Raw genomic sequence first — 18,911 nt, forward strand, 5'->3', positions numbered from 1 at the left:
TTATTGTCGTAATTTCTCCAAAACTTCCCCTATCTTACCTTCGATGATGAGGTCAGCTTGCTTATCCTGTGGAATACTGGTCTTGTTGATAACGACCAGATGCTTGCCAGCAAAGTACTGGATGAGACTAGCCGCAGGATAGACCACCAAGGAGGTGCCCCCGATGATCAACAGGTCGGCTTGATGAATGGCCTGCGCAGCTTGCTGGAAGGTCTCCATATCCAAGGACTCTTCATAGAGGGTGACATCGGGCTTGATCACGCCGCCGCAGTCAGGACAGTAGGGCACCGTCCCAGACAGAGCTAGAAATGCCTCCAAATCGTAAAATCGCTGACAGTTTAGACAGAAATTTCTATCCGCACTGCCGTGCAACTTGAGGACATTTTTTGAACCAGCCATTTCGTGCAGGCTGTCAATATTTTGCGTCACCACAGCCTTGAGCTTACCTGTCTTCTCCAAATGAGCCAGATAGGCGTGAGCCGCATTGGGCTTGGCATCTGGATAGAGCAGGTATTTCTTGTAAAAGTCGAAAAACTCCTGCGGATAGCGCTCAAACATGGTATGCGAAACCAGCTGCTCTGCTGTAAAATGCCGACCCAGCTTGACACTGTAAATCCCATCCGAACTGCGAAAGTCAGGGATATTAGACTCGGTCGAGACACCCGCCCCACCGAAAAAGACGATATTCTGACTTTGGTCAATCATGTCTTGCAACTGCTGTATTTTATCCATTTTCCTCTCCTGTCAATAAAGCTCTAACCAAGCGGTTTGCCTCATCAAAATAAAAATGTTCCCGATCGTAGACAATCCCTGTGAAACGTGCCAAGTCCACCAAAATCTCCATAAAATGCTGGGAGGAAAAGCCCGTTGTCCGATATAATTCTGCCTCATCAAAGGGCTTAATCAGATGAGCCAGCGGATTTCGGACTGACTTTTCCAATTCCCGCAGCTGTCTGACCTCTTCCTTGACAGACTCTGGCAGATCCAAATGCAAAATCAGCTCTGTCAGACTGGATGAATTGACCGTGCTTTCTGCATGAAATACCTGTAAGGCAGCATAATCCGACTCCCGCATCCGCTCAAACTTCCAATGGTCATAGCTGGCCTCACGAGAATTATGGATAAAGTGCTCAATATCAGGAATTTCTAGCTTGATCAAGCGCATGAAAATCCGATAAATCGCTGGGCTGACCGCTCGAACGAAGTCAATAATCTGCTCATTGCGCAGCTTGGCTTCCAAATCATAGAGATAGTTGGCCAGTTGCTCATCAGGCAAATCGGTATGACAAAAAAGCTGAAAACCGCTTTGCGTCTGCAAGGCAGTCTTCAACTCTTCATCCATGGCTGGCAGAATATTGAGCTCTCTGCGCTCTGCCAGAATATGCAACAATTTTGTCAAAACTGGTGAGCCGCTCATCAACTGTTGCGCCAGCTTATAGGCATAAGCATAGTCATAACGGAAAATCGCAAAGAGAATTTCCTCTTTTAAATCTAGATTCATGCTTAATCAATCAAGGTTTCCAAACCAACCTTCATCATATCAGTGAAGGTGTTTTGCCGTTCCTCTGCTGTCGTATCTTCGTCAGGATTGACTAAGCTATCAGAAATGGTCATGATAGCTAGAGCATCTACTTGGTGCTGGGCAGCCAGATAGTAAAGGGCTGCAGCTTCCATTTCAACAGCTTTCACACCCCATTTGCCTAGCTCGATATTTTTCTCAAAATAGTTCGAATAGAAAACATCTGACGACAAAACATTTCCGACATGGGTCGTCATGCCCAGATCTTTAGCGATATGATAAGCCTTGTCCAGCAGGTCAAAGCTGGCAATCTGCGGAAAATCATACTGAGGCCAGTCATTGCGGATAATGTTTGAGTTAGTCGCAGCCGCTTGAGCTAGAACCAATTCACGAATGTGAACATCTGCATTGAGGGAACCAGCCGTTCCCACACGAATTAGCTTTTTCACACCGTAGTCCACAATCAACTCACGCGCATAGATGGAAATAGACGGCATTCCCATCCCTGTTCCCATGACAGAAACCCGCTGACCCTTATAGGTACCAGTGTAGCCGAACATGTTCCGCACTTCGTTAAAGCAAACGGCATCTTCTAGGAAATTTTCCGCAATAAACTTAGCACGAAGCGGATCACCCGGCAAGAGAATTTTATCAGCAATCTCACCTTGTTTAGCAGCAATATGGATAGACATAATTTATGATACAAAGAGCGACAAGAAAACGACTGAAAATTAGGAATCTGACGAGAAATCCTGATTTCTCAGTCAGATTATCTATTTTCCGAGTTTTCCGCTCGTGTTCAAATCAAAACACGCGCTCTACCTTTCTTTTTTATTTTTATATTTCATAGCTAGGAAAAATCGTATTCAATCATGACTCCGATGAGCCTACTACATTTTTATTTAAAACAGTTATTGATAAACTGACAATAGTTTTTAATCTTTTAAGATAAATCCTTGATTAGAAGAAACGGGCATTTCCTACCTAATTACTTTATTCTTTGACATCATTCTTTGACATCTTACACAGTATACTAGCCCAAGGAAAGCGATCTAACACTTTTGCAAAACCATAAGCTAGGAAAGCTGTTACTAAGAGATAAGGAAGAGAATCTAACCCTAACCCAGTGAAACCTATTACTAATCCAGTTGCAGACCAGGGCGCCCTCAAGGTCACAGATAAAAAGCAAACCGATCCCAAAAGCAAAATGCTTGGCTGGCTGTCCAAACCTAGAATCATGCCCAAGAGAGCAGCTCCAGCCATCCCCAAGGCAAAAGATGGCGTAAGAGTACCACCATAGGCCCCTGCCCAAAGGATAATAAGAACGACCACTGCTTTTAGGAAAAACATGAGAAGCACTGTTTTACCATCGCTACCATTTAAAATTTCCTGAGCCATCATGCGTCCATTGCCAAGTAGATGTGGAAAGTAACTTGCCATACCAACAAGAAACAGAAAAGCTGAGGGCAAAGTGAGAAGTATTCGTTGATCTTTTATCTTGTTTGAAGACACTTCTTTACTTAAGCGACCAAAAAGCCAAGCTAGGGGAGTTAAGAAAAGAAGTAATAAAGGGACAATCCACACTTCCTTTAATGACCATGCGATAGCTGGAAGCTGGTAAAGAGCATTATCTGAAATAACCAAGCCTGCTATATAGGTAGACACATAGGTAGTCAAACCGACTAAGACAAATCGCTTGATAGATAAAGTAATTCCTAGAGTCTCAAAAACGAAGAAAACACTTGTTAATGGAACCTGATAGACAGCTGCTAAACCAGCACCAGCACCACAAGCAAGGAGAAAGATACGATCCTTCATAGACAGTATACATATTTTTCCAATTGGACCTGCAAATAGGGCTCCAATCTCTCGTGGTGCAGCTTCTTTACCAATAGGTGCTCCCCCTCCAACTGCAATAATCTGCCAAATTGAATGAAATAGCTGTTTTAAAAAATGAAGCTTGTATTGTGAAGTCTCATCCTTCATCTGAGCTTTGATGGAATAAATCTTCGACCTTTTTTGCAAGAAGTACCAGACTAAGGACGAGCTAAGACCCACGATTATTAAACTTAGTCCTATCCGTGAGGAGGAAACTCCATCTGTCAAAAATCCATTATGATGCTCTGACTGACCAAAAGCTAGCCCCTCCGCCATCTCTAAAAGATAATGGAGAAATATACCAGATAAACCCGAAACTATTCCTTGCAGAATTACTGCTATGAATAATCTAAAATTATAAGGGATTTTTCGAAAAATTCTCCTCAATTCTATTAACATGATTACAATTCAGCAAGAATGGCTTTAAGTAATCGTTTGAAATCACCTTTGACACGCTCTGTCACTTCAACCACTTCCTCGTGATTAAGCTCTTCTTGGAATCCAGCAGCATGATTGGTAATGCATGAAATACCGAGGACTTTCAATCCTGAGTGGGCAGCCACGATCACTTCGGGAACAGTAGACATGCCAACTGCATCTGCTCCGAGCGTCTTATAAGCACGGATTTCTGCTGGCGTTTCGTAAGTTGGACCGGTAACACCAATATAGACACCGTCATCCAGCTTAATGCCAAGCTTATCAGCGACTTGATGAGCAGTTGCACGATATTCTGGTGTATAAGATTTAGACATATCGGGGAAACGTGGACCAAATTCATCCAAATTTGCACCAATCAAAGGATTTTGACCAGTCATATTGATGTGGTCAGTGATGGCCATAAGCGTACCAGGGCCATAGCCGATACCACCGGCAGCATTGGTCACAATAACACCTGTCGCACCGAGAGCCTTCATCACGCGCACTGGGAAGGTAACGACTTCTAATGGATTTCCTTCATAGAAATGGAAACGACCTTGCAGTGCCAAGACTTTGCGGCCTGCCAAGTCTCCATAGACTAATTTACCAGCGTGACCAACGACAGTTGAGCGGCCCCAGTTTGGAATATCCGCATAGTCAAGACTAACAGCATTTTCAATTTCAGAAGCCAATTCTCCCAAACCAGAGCCCAAAATCAGACCAAACTCAGGTTCTGCCATGCCTTTTTCTTTCAGAAAGGCTGCCGTTGCTTTGATTTTCTCAGATAATGTTGTCATAAAATATATTCCTCACTCTCTTATGCTTATACCAATTTGTCCAAGAAGCTTTCACCAATCATGGCCTTGTCCACACCGAAGTTGTCAGCGATGGTTGCTGAAATATCCGCAAAATGTCCAACAGGCAAGTGACCATTCCCCTTGAGTGATTTACCAAAAACCAAGAGCGGAATGTACTCACGAGTGTGATCTGTTCCGGCATAGGTCGGGTCATTACCATGGTCAGCGGTAATCATGAGCAAGTCGTCTTCCCGCATGTTTTCAATGATTTCTGGCAAGCGAGTGTCAAACTCCTGCAGACAATCACGGTAGCCATGCGGATTACGACGGTGACCATAAAGAGCATCGAAGTCCACCAAGTTGGTAAATGAGAAGCCGTACTTGAAGTCCTCAGACTGGATAGCCTTGACTAGATTGTCCACTCCATGATTATTGGATTGGTTGTGACCCATGTCGTGGTTGATACCAGCGCCGTTGAAGATATCGTTAATCTTACCAACTGAATAAGTATCAATGCCAGCTTCATTGAGCTTGTCCAAAACAGTTGGCTCAAATGGAGAAACTGCATAGTCATGGCGATTGGCTGTACGAGTGAAGTTGCCTGACTCACCTACATAAGGGCGAGCGATGATCCGTCCTAGAAGCGCAGGGCGTTCCAAGGTAATAGAGCGGGCGAATTCACAGATACGATAGAGCTCTTCCAAAGGAATCACTTCTTCGTGGGCCGCAATTTGAAGAACTGGATCTGCAGAAGTATAGATAATCAATTCGCCAGTTTCCATCTGACGAGGCCCGAAGTCGTCAATAACTGCCGTGCCAGAATAAGGTTTGTTCGCCTCACGAATAACTTTGCGACCAGAAAATTCTTCAATTTTAGTCAAGATTTCCTCTGGGAAGCCATTCCAGAAAGTATCAAAAGGCTCAGTAATGTTCAGACCCATGATTTCCCAGTGACCTGTCATGGTATCTTTACCTAAAGAAACTTCTTCTAATTTAGTATAGTAACCACTTGGATTTTCCTCAGCTGGTACAGTTTTCAGCGCCTGCTCACGCTCGATATTGCCCAAGCCCAGCTTAGCCATGTTTGGCACTTCTAGGCCGACTGCTTTGGAAATATGTCCCAGCGTATCGGAAGCTCCATCTGGCACCCCTGCATTAACAAAATTGTTAGCATCTGGTGCCGCCCCAATGCCGACTGAGTCCATAACGACTAAGTGAATACGATTAAATTTTGACATGAAAACCTCTTTTCTAGTTGTCTGTTTCTAAAATGTTCACGCCACCTTGACCAGCGACAATCACCTTGTTGACCATTTTGGTGAAAAGGCCGTGCTCAACAACGCCCACGATATGATCTAATTCTCGGCCAAATTCGACTGGATTTTCGATTACACCTAGATCTAGATCAATAATGAAGTTCTGCATATCCGTGATAAAACGTTGGCCATTTTTTTCACGGAAACTTGGCTTGTAGCCTGCTTGAGCAAAGTGACGGAAAACTTGCTCCGCACCATATTGCACTACTTCGACTGGTAGCTTGAAAGCACCTAGCTTTTGAACCAATTTGCTCTCATCAACCACCCAGATGTAGTCCTTGGAAGGTGTCGCGACAACTTTCTCCATCAACAGGGCCCCGCCTCCGCCTTTGATGCCGTTGAACTGAGGATCCACTTCATCAGCTCCATCAACGGTCACATCGACCTGATCCACTTCATCAATGGATTTCAGCGGAATGCCCAAGCCATCTGCTTGCTTGCTAGTCACGCTAGAGGTTGTGACTGCAGTAATCTGCAAGCCTTCCTCTTTGATACGTCGACCAATTTCCTCGACAAAATAGTAAGCAGTCGAACCTGTTCCCAGACCGACCACCATCCCGTCTTCGACAAATTCAGCAGCCTTGATGCCTGCTAGTTTCTTTAGAGTTTCCATAGCACCTCCTCAAATCAACTATGTTTAGTATATCACAATTCTTTGAAATTTGAAAGTGTTTTCAGATCTTTAAACGGTTCTTCGCGTTTAAACAGTGCTCCATTTCACGAAAATCTCCTTAAAATCTTGCTCCTAGTTCTATTTTACGCTACAATGAAGATAGGGAAATTACTAAAAGAAATACATATTTCAAGTAGTAAGCTATAGAAAATCTGAGGAGGTTGTTATGATGCAGCAAGAAAATAAAGTTCTAGGTATTTTAGCCATTGTCTTTGGAGCAATCGCTTTACTTGGCTCCTGGATACCAATCATCAATTATCTATCTTTTTTTATCGGTACTATTGCTCTTATCCTTGCTATTATCGGTCTCATTATTAACCAAAAGAAACCGAAAACTTTGGCTATAATTGGCTCTGTCATTTCCTTTTTCTCCTTAATCATCGCACTGGTCACTCTATCATTCTATTCCCGTATGTTCAATGAAATGGGAAAAAGGTTTGATACTCTTTCGAGCTCTTACCGTTCCTATATTGGTTCGTCAGAAAGAGAAGAAGAAAAGGAAAAAGAAGAAAATACGAAGTTTACATGGACAAAAGCAGAATTTGATGCACTCAAAGAGGGCGATATTTTGAAAAGAGGTGCAGGCGGAACAAAATACGACGACGTCATTCGCGACCACGGCAAACCAACTGACGAAACTACTTCCACTGTCAGCGGCTCTGAATTAAAAACCATCACCTACTTACCAGGAGGAAGCAAGTATCAAGCCGTCGTCCTAACTTTTTCAAAAAACGAAGACGGTTCTTTCCTACTGACTAGCAAGATAGGAACAGGTTTAGAATAAAATAAATTTCCTACCTGACAGCTGTTTATCTTCTACCAATATTGGAAAGAACTCTAGCCATCAATCGCATTTTACTAAGACACAAGGATTTAACTACCACTTTCCCACTATACTTATTAATCAATGCAAAGCAAGGACAAAATGATGCACAACTCTCAAAAACTTTTTGGGTGAATTTTGGGCGGAATATTAGAAAAAGCTTGTTATATAAGCTATTTGAAAGGATATACATGATAACACGAGAATTTGATACCATCGCTGCGATTTCGACCCCTCTTGGGGAAGGAGCCATCGGTATCGTCAGACTAAGCGGGACTGACAGCTTTGCTATTGCCCAAAAAATCTTTAGAGGTAAGGATTTAAGCAAAGTGGCCAGCCACACACTCAACTACGGCCATATCGTTGACCCTCAAAATCAAGAGATTCTGGATGAGGTCATGGTCGGGGCTATGCGTTCTCCCAAGACTTTCACCCGTGAAGATATCATCGAGATCAACACCCACGGTGGGATTGCGGTGACCAATGAAATACTGCAGCTGGCTATCCGCGAGGGGGCTAGACTGGCAGAGCCTGGCGAGTTTACCAAGCGGGCCTTTCTCAATGGGCGCGTGGATTTGACTCAGGCTGAGGCTGTCATGGATATCATCCGGGCCAAGACAGATAAAGCTATGAACAATGCTGTCAAGCAGTTGGACGGCTCTCTTTCCGACCTTATCAATAGCACCCGTCAGGAAATCCTCAATACACTGGCTCAGGTAGAGGTCAATATTGATTATCCTGAGTACGACGATGTTGAGGAAGCAACGACGGAAATCATTCGTGAAAAAACGCTAGAATTTGAGCAACTTCTGACCCATCTCCTCAAAACTGCTCGACGCGGAAAGATTCTTCGCGAGGGTATTTCGACTGCTATCATCGGTCGGCCTAATGTCGGCAAATCCAGCCTACTCAACAACCTTCTGCGTGAGGACAAGGCCATTGTGACCGATATTGAGGGGACAACTCGTGATGTGATTGAGGAGTACGTCAATATCAACGGCGTACCGCTCAAGCTCATTGACACTGCAGGCATTCGGGAAACAGATGATCTTGTGGAGCAGATTGGCGTTGAGCGCTCTAAAAAAGCCTTACAGGAAGCTGACTTGGTTCTCTTGGTTCTCAATGCCAGTGAGCCCCTGACCGACCAAGACAAACAATTGCTTGAAATCAGTCAAGATAGCAATCGCATCGTACTGCTTAACAAGACTGACCTTGAAGAAAAGATTGAGCTAGACCAGCTGCCAGCAAATGCTATCAAGATTTCCGTCCTCCACAACCAAAATATTGATAAAATAGAGGATCGTATCAACCAGCTCTTCTTTGAAAATGCTGGAATTCTCGAGCAAGACGCCACCTATCTGTCCAATGCCCGTCACATCTCTCTCATCAAAAAGGCTGTCGAAAGCCTGCAAGCCGTCAATCAAGGACTGGAACTAGGCATGCCTGTGGATCTCCTCCAAGTCGATCTGACCCGCACTTGGGAAATCCTAGGAGAAATCACTGGTGACGCCGCACCAGACGAACTCATCACCCAACTCTTCAGCCAATTCTGCCTAGGAAAATAATATGGGAATCACAGAGTTTATCAAAGCAAAAAATCTAGGCGAATACCTAGAAAGTCGAAAGAATGGGCAAGTCAGAGAGCGCATCCAAAAACGCAGCTGGTTGGTGGTCCTCCTCCACAAAGCCCGCACCACCAAAATAAATCCTGAAAATCACCAGAAAATGAAGAAAACGAAACACGGTTCCTGAACATGGAGCCGTGTTTGGTTGTCTATTCAATCAAGCTGATGCTTTGCCTGATCATGAATTGCGGTATTCTCCTTGTCCCAAACTATTTTTTGTTTGGCTACATCTTCATCGGACTTGAGTCAGCACTCCGTCTTGCATTTCATAGACCTTGTCAACCTCGTCCAGTAGGCGGGTATCATGGGTAATCATGACCACGCTCTTGTTAAATTTTTGAGTCACTTCTTTGAGCAGATGAACCACGCGCTTGGCCCGCTCCGTATCTAGACTAGCTGTCGGCTCATCAGCCAAGATAATATCTGGGCTATTGTAAAGCGCTCTGGCGATAGCAGCCCGCTGCCGTTCTCCGCCGGACAATTCTTTCGGATACTGCTTGAGAGTTCCTTTTAAATCTAGCAACTCAATCAGACTGTCTAGATCCGTCCTTTCCTTTTTAGATAAGCGGTCAATCAGCTGGAACTGGTCTTCGATTTTCAAAAAAGGAATGAGATTGGAAGCCTGCAAAATAAAGCCAAAATCATTGAAGCGTAGAGCAGCTCGTTCCTTTTCCTTAAGCTGGGAAGTATCTTTCCCATGCAGCAGAATCTGTCCTTTTGAAGGAGTTTGCAAATGCCCCAGCAAGGTCAGAAAAGTTGTTTTACCCGAGCCTGAGGGACCAATAATAGCTACAAACTGCCCTGCTTCCAGTTGGAAATCAGTTGGTTTCAGGGCTTGGACCAGCGTATGCCCCTGGCCATATTCTTTTGTAACTCCTTTTAGTTCTATGATTGACATTTACTCACCTCCGATCGCTGTGATAGGGTCAATTTTCAGAACCCGGTGAATGGACAAGAGCCCGCCAGCCAGTGACATGAAAACAATCAGGACAATCAATCCAGCATAAGCTCGCCAGTCACTGTAAAAAGGCATAGAAGCCGGCAAGACTAGCTGGGTTCCCAAGAGAGCCAAGACAGCTAAGCTGATCCCCAGAGTAGACAGGATGAAAATCTGCCAGAAAATAGAAGCAATAATCTTCCCACTGGCAATCCCTTGGGCACGCATAATACCGTAAAGTTGGGTCTTCTGAATGGTGATAATGTACATGAAAATCCCCAATACTAAAAAGGTAATCAGAACCATGGCCCCAATCATAAAGGAAAAAGTCAGTACCTGAGGCTGATAACCAGGGATATTTTCTATAAAATCACTCATAGAGAGCTGACTAAGCCCAGTTTCTTCAATCTTCTGACCATCCTTGACCACAAGTGCGCTGATATTCTTAACCTGACTAGAGCCGTACTTTAATTCCCTGAAATCATCTAGATCCATAAAAATTACAGGTTGCGTAAAGAAGCTATTATCCTCTGTGAAGCCAACAACTTGATAAAGGTGCTCACTACCATTGAGCTGGAGCTGGTCGCCCAGTTTCACACCTTTTTGTTGCAGACGCTTATCCGCAATGACTTCATGAGCATTCTCAGCAGGACGTCCCTCAATAATGTCAGGCGCTAGAAAACTATCCCAAGAGAGACCAAAAACCTGAGCATTGAGTTTATCCGTCCCATCTTCATAATTGGCCACTGCTGACGTCTGTCCCAAAGCCGCAATTGAGTCCCCTTGAAGCAGGCTACTATACTCCTCTTCCTTGAGAGTCGAAGCAACCAGATTCTTATTGGCATACTCTGACAAGACGATTGATTCAGCCTGCCATTGGTCCAAAGCCAAGCGATTGAGCCTAGCCAAGCCGACGGAAAGACTGGATAAAAAGAAAACCATATAGGTAATAAGAAAGACCACAGAAACCACTAAACGATAGCGTCCGCGGCTGTAGACAATCTCTTTAAAAGCTAAAAACAAAGCTATCCTCCTTTGAGATATTGAAGACCATTATATCATAAAGAAGCAAGCTAGAAAAACATATAAGACTAATAATGACTAGATTCAGGCAAAAAACGGTCATTAATCCGTATAGTCACTCACTAAGTCAGAAACATTCCGTGAAAGAAAATCGCAAAATAAAGGAAACAAGGGCTTCAGTTCATATAACGAAACCGTTCTTGTTTCTTTTTCTTTACGCTTCGCACACTCTTTTTCTGAGCAGATTGAGAAACGCTTTACTGCTTAGTAAAGGTCAGAGTATCTGGATCATCATCTAGTTCGTCCACAATCAGCTGATTGCCATTTTGTCGGTAACTTTTGACATCGTCACCGACAATCAATCTTTGACTAGCCGTATCTACCTGAACCTGTTTGATTTCCTTACTGCCATCGACCTCGGTTTCAGTCCAAGTACCAGTCCTACCGTTGATTTCTAGGACATGCTGGTCACCATCATGGTCGGTTGCTTGGTAGCGTCCGTCTAGATTGCTGGTCTGACCTGCATTGGATAAAGAAGTCTGTTCTTGCGCAGGCTGTGATGTTTGGCTTTGGGTATTCTGTGATGAGCTAGCATTTCCTCCCTGATTAGCATTGCCTGAGCAAGCAGTCAATAGAACTGCGACTGTTAATGATAAGATTCCAGTAAAGGCTTTTTTCGAAATAGTCATAGTGTTTTCTCCTTTTTTCTACATTTGTAGTTTACATATATATTCTACAATTGTCTGTTTTGTTTGTCAATCATATAGCATTTTTTATCTAAAAATAGAAAATTCTCCAGCCTAACTTGACTGGAGATGTAAAATCTATTGCTTCTTCTAGAGGATCAAAGCTAGTCATCCTTAATGGACGAGCCTTCTGCATCATCCCCAAATATCAAGGTTGACTGTTGCAGATAGGGATTGGGGTACTTTCTAAGCAAATCTTCTACAGCTTCTACCAAAACCTTCTGCTCCACCTGACCTACTTGGTATCGCTCTAAAAGAAGCATAAAATTTTCTTTTCAGCTGGGCTGGCTTTTTTCTTAAAATAGCCCCAAATATGCTGAAAGGCATTGCAGACCTGACCGCGATTTTCAGGCAGGGCTACCGCCTGGTCAATCAAGTCTTGGACATGTGCTGCTTCCACCAAGTCACTTTTCAGATACTGACGGATTTCCAGATAAATATTACTGGAATGACTGAGAACCAGATATTTATTTTTAGCCCAAAGAGTCTGACATTGGGAGATTTGGTTCAAATTTTCCATAATTACTTTTCCTACAATCTTTTCTTTTATTCTGGAAAAATCCATTCAATATGCGGAGCACGTTTACTGATTTCTTTATAAATGGTATTGAAATCAGCATCAACAAGATCATTCAAGTCAATCTCTTCCAGTGTTTTTCCTTCTTCGTCTTTAAAATAAAGTATGCGATAAGTTGATCTCGAATTTTTAGAATAAGCACGTCTAATTTCATACTCGATTTGCTTAATATTTGTTAAATTAATGTGATTTATATCTTGGAAAACAGAGGGTTTAACATCAATCTTATCATCAGAAATAGTAAAAGCTGCAGGCTCATGAGCTTTCTTATAAGCCGAAACACCTAAAATAGTAACTATAATACCTGCACCAATTAGAATTGGACCCACATATTCATTATTTTGATTGAGAATTTCTTGCTCAGATTCCTTTTCTCTTCGGATAGAAGCTTGTTCGGACTCTAATTGTTTATTATAGGTCTCTACAAAAGCTTGCAGTCTTTTTTGCTCTTCTTCTGGTGTTTCATTCTCAGGTGCAAAATCCGAATTAACCAAGGTTTTGGCTTTTTCAATAGTCATCGGGCTTTCATTCAACTTTGCATCTTTTCGTTCAGACTCTAGCTGTTCTAAGCGATCACTGTGGTTCCCACCACTACTATTTGGTGATTGCATTACTCCAATGAATATGAAGGTTCCAATAATAACAATAATAATAGCTACAATTTCAGCTGCATAACTTCTTTTATATCCCATTAAAATATTCTTTCTGTAAAATATTTATTGAGACTAGGATACCATAAATCAAGTTTTTTATAAAGTCCTACTATTAGATAAAAGCAGCCCTCAAGGACTGCTTCTCTTTGTATATACTAGCGCACTTCTGCGCCGACATTTTCTTCCAAGGATTTTTGGATTTTTTCCATGTATTTAGCGACTTCATCATCAGTCAGGCTGTCTTCTGGATTTTGGAAGGTCAGTGTGTAGGCCATAGACTTAAGGCCAACACCTAATTTTTCACCAGAGAAGATATCGAAGAGCTTGATATCCGTCAAACGTTTCACTCCGGCAGCTTGAATCGCTTCAACAACCTGTCTGTGGCTGATCTCTGCTTTGAGCAACAGGGCCACATCGCGAGTAACAGCTGGGAATTTGGTGATTTCTGTAAACGGCTGTTCTGGCTCAAGACTCGCCTCAATAGCCGTCAGATTGAGCTCTGCCACATAGGTTTCTGGGATATCATAAGCCTTGGCCGTCACTGGATGAACCTGCCCCACATAGCCCACTGGCTGACCTTTGATCGAAATCAGCGCTGTCCGACCCGGGTGCAGACTCTTAAGTTGATCAGTTGCTTGATAATCAGCTTCTAATCCTAGGCGGTCAAAGAGCGCTTCAACCACTCCCTTAGCGTGGAAGAAGTCCACAGGAGTCGCTGGCGTTTGGAAATCTTTTTCACTTACCAAGCCAGTTAGGGCAAAGGCAAAGCTATTGATTTCGTTAGGCAATTCTTCCTTTGGATTACCTGTTTGTTCAAAGATTTTCCCAATTTCATAAAGGGCCAAATCCTTATTTTTACGAGCAACATTGTAGCTGACAGTATCCAACATGCCTGAGAGCATATTTTGGCGAAGAACACTGCGCTCTGTTGTCATAGGCCACATAAGCTCAGTCAGATTTGTAGGATTAAGCGAAAATTCAACAGCTTTTTCTGGCGTGGTCAAGGCATAGGAAATAATCTCGGTCAGACCTGCTCCTTCAGCCACCGTCCGAACCTTGCGACGTAGCTTCTGAGTGGCCGTCAATTCACCAGCTGTTCCAGCATCTTGAGGCAGGGAAACTGGCAAGCGGTCATAGCCATAAATACGAGCAATTTCCTCATAAAGATCTGCTGGAATACTAATATCCCAGCGACGAGCAGGCACGCTGACTGTGAAGGAGTCCGCAGATCCGCTAAGACCAAAAACTAGACGACGGAAAATATCTTCAATATCCGCATAAGTCAAATCTGTTCCCAAAACTCGGTTAACATCAGAAAGGCTAGTCGAAACCTGTTTGTCAGTCGTATCTAACTGTCCTGCTTGAACAATGCCAGCATGAACAGTTGCACCTGCCAAGTCAGCAATCATGCTTGCTGCAGCATCTAGAGCTTCGGGTACTGTTGCAAGGTTAATCCCTTTTTCAAAGCGGGAAGAAGACTCGGAACGCAAGCCCAGACGACTGCTTGTCTTACGGATTGACTTGCCATTGAAGACTGCTGCTTCCAGAACGACACGAGTCGACTTGTCAGAGATTTCGGTTGCTGCTCCACCCATGACACCAGCCAAAGCCACTGGCTTATCTGCCACAGTGATAACTAAATCACCGACTTCCAGATCACGCTCTTCGCCGTCCAGCGTCACTAATTTCTCACCAGCACGCGCTTCTCGGACGACAATCTGGTCGCCCTCAAATGTATCCAGATCAAAGGCATGCATGGGCTGACCAAAGTAGAGCAAGATGTAGTTGGTCACGTCCACTACATTGTTAATCGGACGAATCCCTTCGTTCATGAGGAGATTTTGCAGCCACTGAGGACTCGGAGCAATGGTCACATTGTCCAAAATACGAGCTGCATAAAACGGTGCTTTTTCGCCTTCAATGGCAACAGACAAGCTAGCCGCAGCCTCTTTATCCCCTTCAGTCAAAGGAAATTCTTTGAACTGTACTGACTTGTCATAGATGGCAGCCACTTCGTGCGCTACTCCACGCATAGACAGAGCGTCAGCCCGGTTTGGCGTGATAGAAAGCTCGATAATTTCATCATCCAAGTCCAGATAAGAGAAAACCTCATCTCCTGGTACAGCATTATCGGGCAAAATTTGGATGCCATCCGCAAATTCCTTTGGCACGACCGAATCAGAAATGCCCAGCTCACCGAGAGAGCAAATCATTCCCAGTGACTCCAAGCCACGGATTTTTCCTTTTTTAATCTTATAATTATCTGCAATGCGAGCGCCTGGTACAGCCACCATAACTTTGATCCCAGCGCGAACATTCGGTGCACCACAGACAATCTGACGAGGCTCGTCTTCACCAACATTGACTTGACAGAGGTGCAGGTGGGTATCTGGAACATCCTCGCAGCTCAGAACTTCTCCGACAACAATTTTCGAAAGACCTTCAGCTGGCGAGCTGACTCCTTCTACTTCAATACCAGTTGTGGACATTTTCTCCGCCAGCTCAGCGCTCGTCACATCCAAATCAACCAGTTCTTTTAACCATTTATAACTAACTAACATATGTATGATTTTACGACCGACCAGACCTAACTCTGACTTCATAGACAAAGCCAGTCCATTCGTCTCTTCGGTCGTATTTGATTCCTCTCTATAAATTTCTGTTTTCACTAAAAGCCCAATAAGTAGTGATACTATCGTCTTTTTAATTTAATTTCTTCCTTAAAAGCCAGTCAATATCAACCGTATCACCAGTGATATATTCATGCTGGCTAAATCTTTCAAAGCCATATTTAAAGTAAAAATTCTGCGCCTTAAAATTTCTTTCCCAAACACCTAGCCAAGCCCAGCTAAAGCCACGTTTCTCAGCTTCTTCTAGGGCAAATTCAAACATTTCCTTGCCCAAGCCGAGGCCCTGATGGGAGGCAAGCACATAAATCCGTTGAATTTCAAAGGAAGCTTCCAACTCCTGCTCTGTCTGAGCCTGACCCCAGTTACACTTGAGAAAACCAGCGATTTTCTGCTCCTTGTCCAGCACAAAATAATGCTCAGACTCAGGATTCACCAACTCCAAATCCAGCCTTTCACGCGCCAACTCATGGGCAAAATAATGCTCTAAATCTTCCTGCTTGATGAAAGGACCAAAAGTTTCTTGGTAGGTCTGCACTTCCAAGTCCCGCAAAATATCCAGATCCTCTGGCCGAACTCTAACTAACATAGGGCACCCCTTTCTCAGAAGCGGCTGAGAGTAAGATTCCCAGCTAAAATGGCCTTATAAACAACTAAACTGCCGAACACCTTTTCTACGCATTTCAAGCTCGCAAATATTGCTAATCAGACTTGTCGTGGTGGAATTGTTCAAATCAAGTCTATTCTACTTCCCTCTTACTTAAATTGCTCTGAAAAGCGCACATCGCCTTGGTAGAAGCCACGAATATCATTGATACCGTAGCGAAGCATAGCCACCCGCTCTTGACCAAGCCCAAAGGCAAAGCCAGAATATTTCTCTGAATCAATGCCACTCATTTCCAAGACACTTGGGTGCACCATTCCGGCTCCCATGATTTCGATCCAGCCAGTCTTCTTGCAGACATTACAGCCGGCACCACCACACTTAAAGCAAGAGACATCCACTTCGACAGATGGCTCTGTGAATGGGAAGTAAGATGGACGCAGACGAATCTTACGATCCGCACCAAACATTTTTTGAATAATCAGCTGCAAGGTTCCTTGCAAATCAGCCATAGAGATATTTTCCCCTACGACCAGACCTTCAATCTGGTGAAACTGGTGTGAGTGAGTCGCATCGTCTGTATCACGACGGAAAACACGTCCCGGAGAGATCATCTTAAGTGGCCCTTGGCTAAAATCATGGGCATCCATCGCACGAGCCTGAACAGGAGAAGTGTGAGTACGCAAGAGGATCTCTTCAGTGATATAGAAGGTATCCTGCATATCTCGCGCAGGGTGGTCTTTAGGCAGGTTCATACGCTCAAAGTTGTAGTAGTCTGATTCAACCTCGAAACCATCCACAACCTGATAGCCCATACCGATAAAGATATCTTCGATTTCTTCACTCGTTTGGGTCAAAATATGGCGATTTCCAGCCGGAATCTTACGTCCTGGCAGGGTTACATCCAAGGCGTCATTGGCCAGCTGGGCTGCAACTTTCTGTTCTTCCAAGATTTGAGCTGCTTCTTCAAAGGCTGCATTCAGCACATCTCGTGCCTCATTGACGTGCTTCCCGATAATAGGTCGCATCTCAGCAGAAACATCCTTCATCCCTTTGAGAATCTCAGTCAGACTTCCTTTTTTCCCTAGGACAGATACTTTCAGTTCCTGCATATCCTTAGCATTTTCCAGAGTAATGGTCTGCAATTGGGCTAAAGTTTCCTCACGCAGACTCTGCAATCGTTCTTCAATTGTTGACATAGTTCCTCCAAAATAAAAACCGCGGTCTCACTCACACCGAAGCGGAGCGTTGACACGCGGTACCATCCGTTTTTTATCTGGCAAGCCAGACCTTAATTACCAATCCCAAAGCAAGTGAATTCGCCCAGCTTTCATCTAGAGAGCTCTCAGTCGCTGGCTCCCCTCCCTGTTAAACTTCCCCTAGGTTACTGGTCTTGCGGATTGCTATTCAATTATATTTCATTCTAACAGATTTCCCAACATTTCGCAAGCTCAGTTATAGAATTTACAAGAAGGAAAAGAAGTCCGTTGAGCAACAGACTTCCTTTCTTTCTATTTAATCACTTGTCCTGCTTCTTTGAGAGTATCTTCTGGTACAGTGATACCGAGTTCTTTGGCATTTTTAGTATTGATAACAGATTTACCTTTATCAAAAATATCTACTGCAGTGTCAGCAGGTTTGGCACCTTTAAGGACTTTAGCAGCCATTTTACCTGTCGCAACACCGAGGTCATATTGGTCTACAACGACAGAGGCAAGACCGCCTTCTTCTACCATAGCCGTCGCACTTGGATAAATCGGTTTCTTAGCTTCTTTATTGCTGGACACAACTGTCGCAAAAGCTGACGCAATAGTATTGTCAATTGGAATCCAGATAGCATCAACCTTACCAGTCATGACATTCATGGTTGAAGCAATCTCATTGGTTGAAGGAACAGAGTATTCCTCTACCTTGAAGCCTGCCTCTTCGGCCAATTTTTTAAACTCTTCTACCTGAGCTTTAGAGTTGTCTTCACTGCTAGAATAAAGGGCACCGATTGTTTTCACATTTGGCGTCAATTTTTTAATCAACTCTAGCTGTTGCTTAGCTGGATTGTGGTCAGAAACACCTGTGATATTACCACCTGGCTTTTCCAGATTTTTCACTAGGTTTGCTCCGACTGGATCTGTAATAGCTCCCATGACGATAGGCTTGTCCTTAGTAGCTGCAGCTAGTCCTTGCGCAGATGGAGTGGCAATCCCAATCAGCACATCATTGTCATTGGACACCAGCTGCTTACTCATAGTAGAAACTTTGCTCTGATCTCCCTCTGCATTCATAAAGTCAATCTTAATCTTGTCGCCCTTGTAGCCTTCCTCAGCCAGACCATCTTGAATTCCCTTGTAAATCAAATCAAGCGAAGGGTGGCTGACATACTGCAAGACACCAACCTTGACTGTCTTACTATCGTCGGCAGTCTTAGATCCGTTGCTCTTTCCGCTCAAGCTGGAATAAGCCATCCCACCGATTACCAAAATAGCCAAGAGGCCTAAAATAGTCATTAAACGTTTATTTTTCATATTTTTTCTCCATTTCTTTATTTCAATTTTTCTATTCAATCCCTAGGGACGCCATCGTTTAAACATAGGCAATTCTCCTTGTTTTTTATAATAAACAACAAAAAAACCTCACACAGGTATTCTGTGTGAGGGCGTAAATCGCGGTGCCACCTCAATTATGGAAATAGATAGTATTCT

18 protein-coding genes, 1 pseudogene and 1 other annotated feature (1 of these 20 cut by a window edge) are annotated in these 18,911 nt (G+C 43.7%); of the genes and pseudogenes, 3 read left to right on the forward strand and 16 right to left on the reverse strand.

All coding sequences use genetic code 11. The features are described from left to right. From HMPREF9960_RS04725 to rpiA, 7 genes are all read right to left on the reverse strand, one after another. Positions 1 to 732, reverse strand: coding sequence for an NAD-dependent protein deacylase (locus HMPREF9960_RS04725; RefSeq protein WP_005589631.1), 732 nt, complete (start codon positions 730 to 732; stop codon positions 1 to 3). Continuing rightward, positions 725 to 1,501, reverse strand: a complete 777-nt coding sequence (locus tag HMPREF9960_RS04730) for a Gbs1250 family HEPN protein (RefSeq protein ID WP_005589630.1) — start codon at positions 1,499 to 1,501, stop codon at positions 725 to 727. The genes HMPREF9960_RS04725 and HMPREF9960_RS04730 overlap by 8 nt, the downstream gene beginning before the upstream one ends. 2 nt (positions 1,502 to 1,503) lie before the next feature. After that, complete coding sequence (deoD, locus tag HMPREF9960_RS04735; RefSeq protein ID WP_005589628.1) at positions 1,504 to 2,211, reverse strand: purine-nucleoside phosphorylase; 708 nt, start codon at positions 2,209 to 2,211, stop codon at positions 1,504 to 1,506. Between the two features lie 301 nt (positions 2,212 to 2,512). Further along, on the reverse strand, positions 2,513 to 3,796 hold the full coding sequence (locus tag HMPREF9960_RS04740) for a chloride channel protein (protein ID WP_005589627.1): 1,284 nt from the start codon (positions 3,794 to 3,796) through the stop codon (positions 2,513 to 2,515). A 2-nt stretch (positions 3,797 to 3,798) separates the two neighbouring features. Then, on the reverse strand, positions 3,799 to 4,611 hold the full coding sequence (locus tag HMPREF9960_RS04745; protein ID WP_005589626.1) for a purine-nucleoside phosphorylase: 813 nt from the start codon (positions 4,609 to 4,611) through the stop codon (positions 3,799 to 3,801). Positions 4,612 to 4,637: 26 nt separating this feature from the next. Beyond that, on the reverse strand, positions 4,638 to 5,849 hold the full coding sequence (locus HMPREF9960_RS04750; RefSeq protein ID WP_005589625.1) for a phosphopentomutase: 1,212 nt from the start codon (positions 5,847 to 5,849) through the stop codon (positions 4,638 to 4,640). Between the two features lie 13 nt (positions 5,850 to 5,862). Next, positions 5,863 to 6,540, reverse strand: coding sequence for a ribose-5-phosphate isomerase RpiA (gene rpiA, locus HMPREF9960_RS04755; protein WP_005589624.1), 678 nt, complete (start codon positions 6,538 to 6,540; stop codon positions 5,863 to 5,865). Positions 6,541 to 6,766: 226 nt separating this feature from the next. Between rpiA and HMPREF9960_RS04760 the strand changes: the two genes are divergently transcribed. From HMPREF9960_RS04760 to HMPREF9960_RS04770, 3 genes are all read left to right on the forward strand, one after another. Continuing rightward, positions 6,767 to 7,384 carry a CD20-like domain-containing protein gene (locus tag HMPREF9960_RS04760; RefSeq protein ID WP_005589623.1) on the forward strand — a complete coding sequence of 206 codons (618 nt, stop codon included), beginning with the start codon at positions 6,767 to 6,769 and terminating at the stop codon, positions 7,382 to 7,384. Positions 7,385 to 7,614: 230 nt separating this feature from the next. Then, on the forward strand, positions 7,615 to 8,988 hold the full coding sequence (gene mnmE, locus HMPREF9960_RS04765; protein WP_005592145.1) for a tRNA uridine-5-carboxymethylaminomethyl(34) synthesis GTPase MnmE: 1,374 nt from the start codon (positions 7,615 to 7,617) through the stop codon (positions 8,986 to 8,988). 1 nt (position 8,989) lies between these two features. After that, positions 8,990 to 9,175, forward strand: a complete 186-nt coding sequence (locus HMPREF9960_RS04770; RefSeq protein ID WP_005589621.1) for a hypothetical protein — start codon at positions 8,990 to 8,992, stop codon at positions 9,173 to 9,175. Positions 9,176 to 9,280: 105 nt separating this feature from the next. Here HMPREF9960_RS04770 and HMPREF9960_RS04775 read toward each other — a convergent pair whose 3' ends face one another. The 9 genes and pseudogenes from HMPREF9960_RS04775 to trpX all read right to left on the reverse strand — a co-directional run bounded on the left by HMPREF9960_RS04775 (position 9,281) and on the right by trpX (position 18,734). Further along, entirely contained in the window at positions 9,281 to 9,946 is a 666-nt protein-coding gene (locus tag HMPREF9960_RS04775; RefSeq protein ID WP_005589619.1) for an ABC transporter ATP-binding protein, read from the reverse strand. Continuing rightward, positions 9,947 to 11,008 carry an ABC transporter permease gene (locus tag HMPREF9960_RS04780; RefSeq protein ID WP_005589617.1) on the reverse strand — a complete coding sequence of 354 codons (1,062 nt, stop codon included), beginning with the start codon at positions 11,006 to 11,008 and terminating at the stop codon, positions 9,947 to 9,949. A gap of 257 nt (positions 11,009 to 11,265) precedes the next feature. Further along, on the reverse strand, positions 11,266 to 11,697 hold the full coding sequence (locus HMPREF9960_RS04785; RefSeq protein WP_005589616.1) for an SP_0198 family lipoprotein: 432 nt from the start codon (positions 11,695 to 11,697) through the stop codon (positions 11,266 to 11,268). A gap of 161 nt (positions 11,698 to 11,858) precedes the next feature. Beyond that, positions 11,859 to 12,274, reverse strand: a pseudogene (locus HMPREF9960_RS04790) (YbgA family protein). A gap of 26 nt (positions 12,275 to 12,300) precedes the next feature. After that, positions 12,301 to 13,023: a hypothetical protein gene (locus HMPREF9960_RS04795; RefSeq protein ID WP_005589614.1), complete on the reverse strand. Its 723-nt coding sequence runs from the start codon at positions 13,021 to 13,023 to the stop codon at positions 12,301 to 12,303. 116 nt (positions 13,024 to 13,139) lie between these two features. Then, positions 13,140 to 15,593, reverse strand: coding sequence for a phenylalanine--tRNA ligase subunit beta (gene pheT / locus HMPREF9960_RS04800; protein WP_408641180.1), 2,454 nt, complete (start codon positions 15,591 to 15,593; stop codon positions 13,140 to 13,142). 94 nt (positions 15,594 to 15,687) lie between these two features. Further along, positions 15,688 to 16,200, reverse strand: coding sequence for a GNAT family N-acetyltransferase (locus HMPREF9960_RS04805; protein WP_005589612.1), 513 nt, complete (start codon positions 16,198 to 16,200; stop codon positions 15,688 to 15,690). A gap of 167 nt (positions 16,201 to 16,367) precedes the next feature. Continuing rightward, positions 16,368 to 17,414 (reverse strand): phenylalanine--tRNA ligase subunit alpha, encoded by a 1,047-nt coding sequence (gene pheS, locus HMPREF9960_RS04810; RefSeq protein ID WP_005589611.1) that lies wholly within the window; start codon positions 17,412 to 17,414, stop codon positions 16,368 to 16,370. A 312-nt stretch (positions 17,415 to 17,726) separates the two neighbouring features. Continuing rightward, the gene (trpX, locus tag HMPREF9960_RS04815; RefSeq protein WP_005592170.1) at positions 17,727 to 18,734 is read right to left on the reverse strand and encodes a tryptophan ABC transporter substrate-binding protein; all 1,008 of its coding nucleotides are present in this window, start codon (positions 18,732 to 18,734) and stop codon (positions 17,727 to 17,729) included. Positions 18,735 to 18,858: 124 nt separating this feature from the next. Further along, positions 18,859 to 18,911 (reverse strand) — a binding site (T-box leader) (it continues 181 nt past the right edge of the window).

Origin of the sequence: Streptococcus cristatus ATCC 51100, assembly GCF_000222765.1 — a bacterium.
GTDB lineage: Bacteria > Bacillota > Bacilli > Lactobacillales > Streptococcaceae > Streptococcus > Streptococcus cristatus.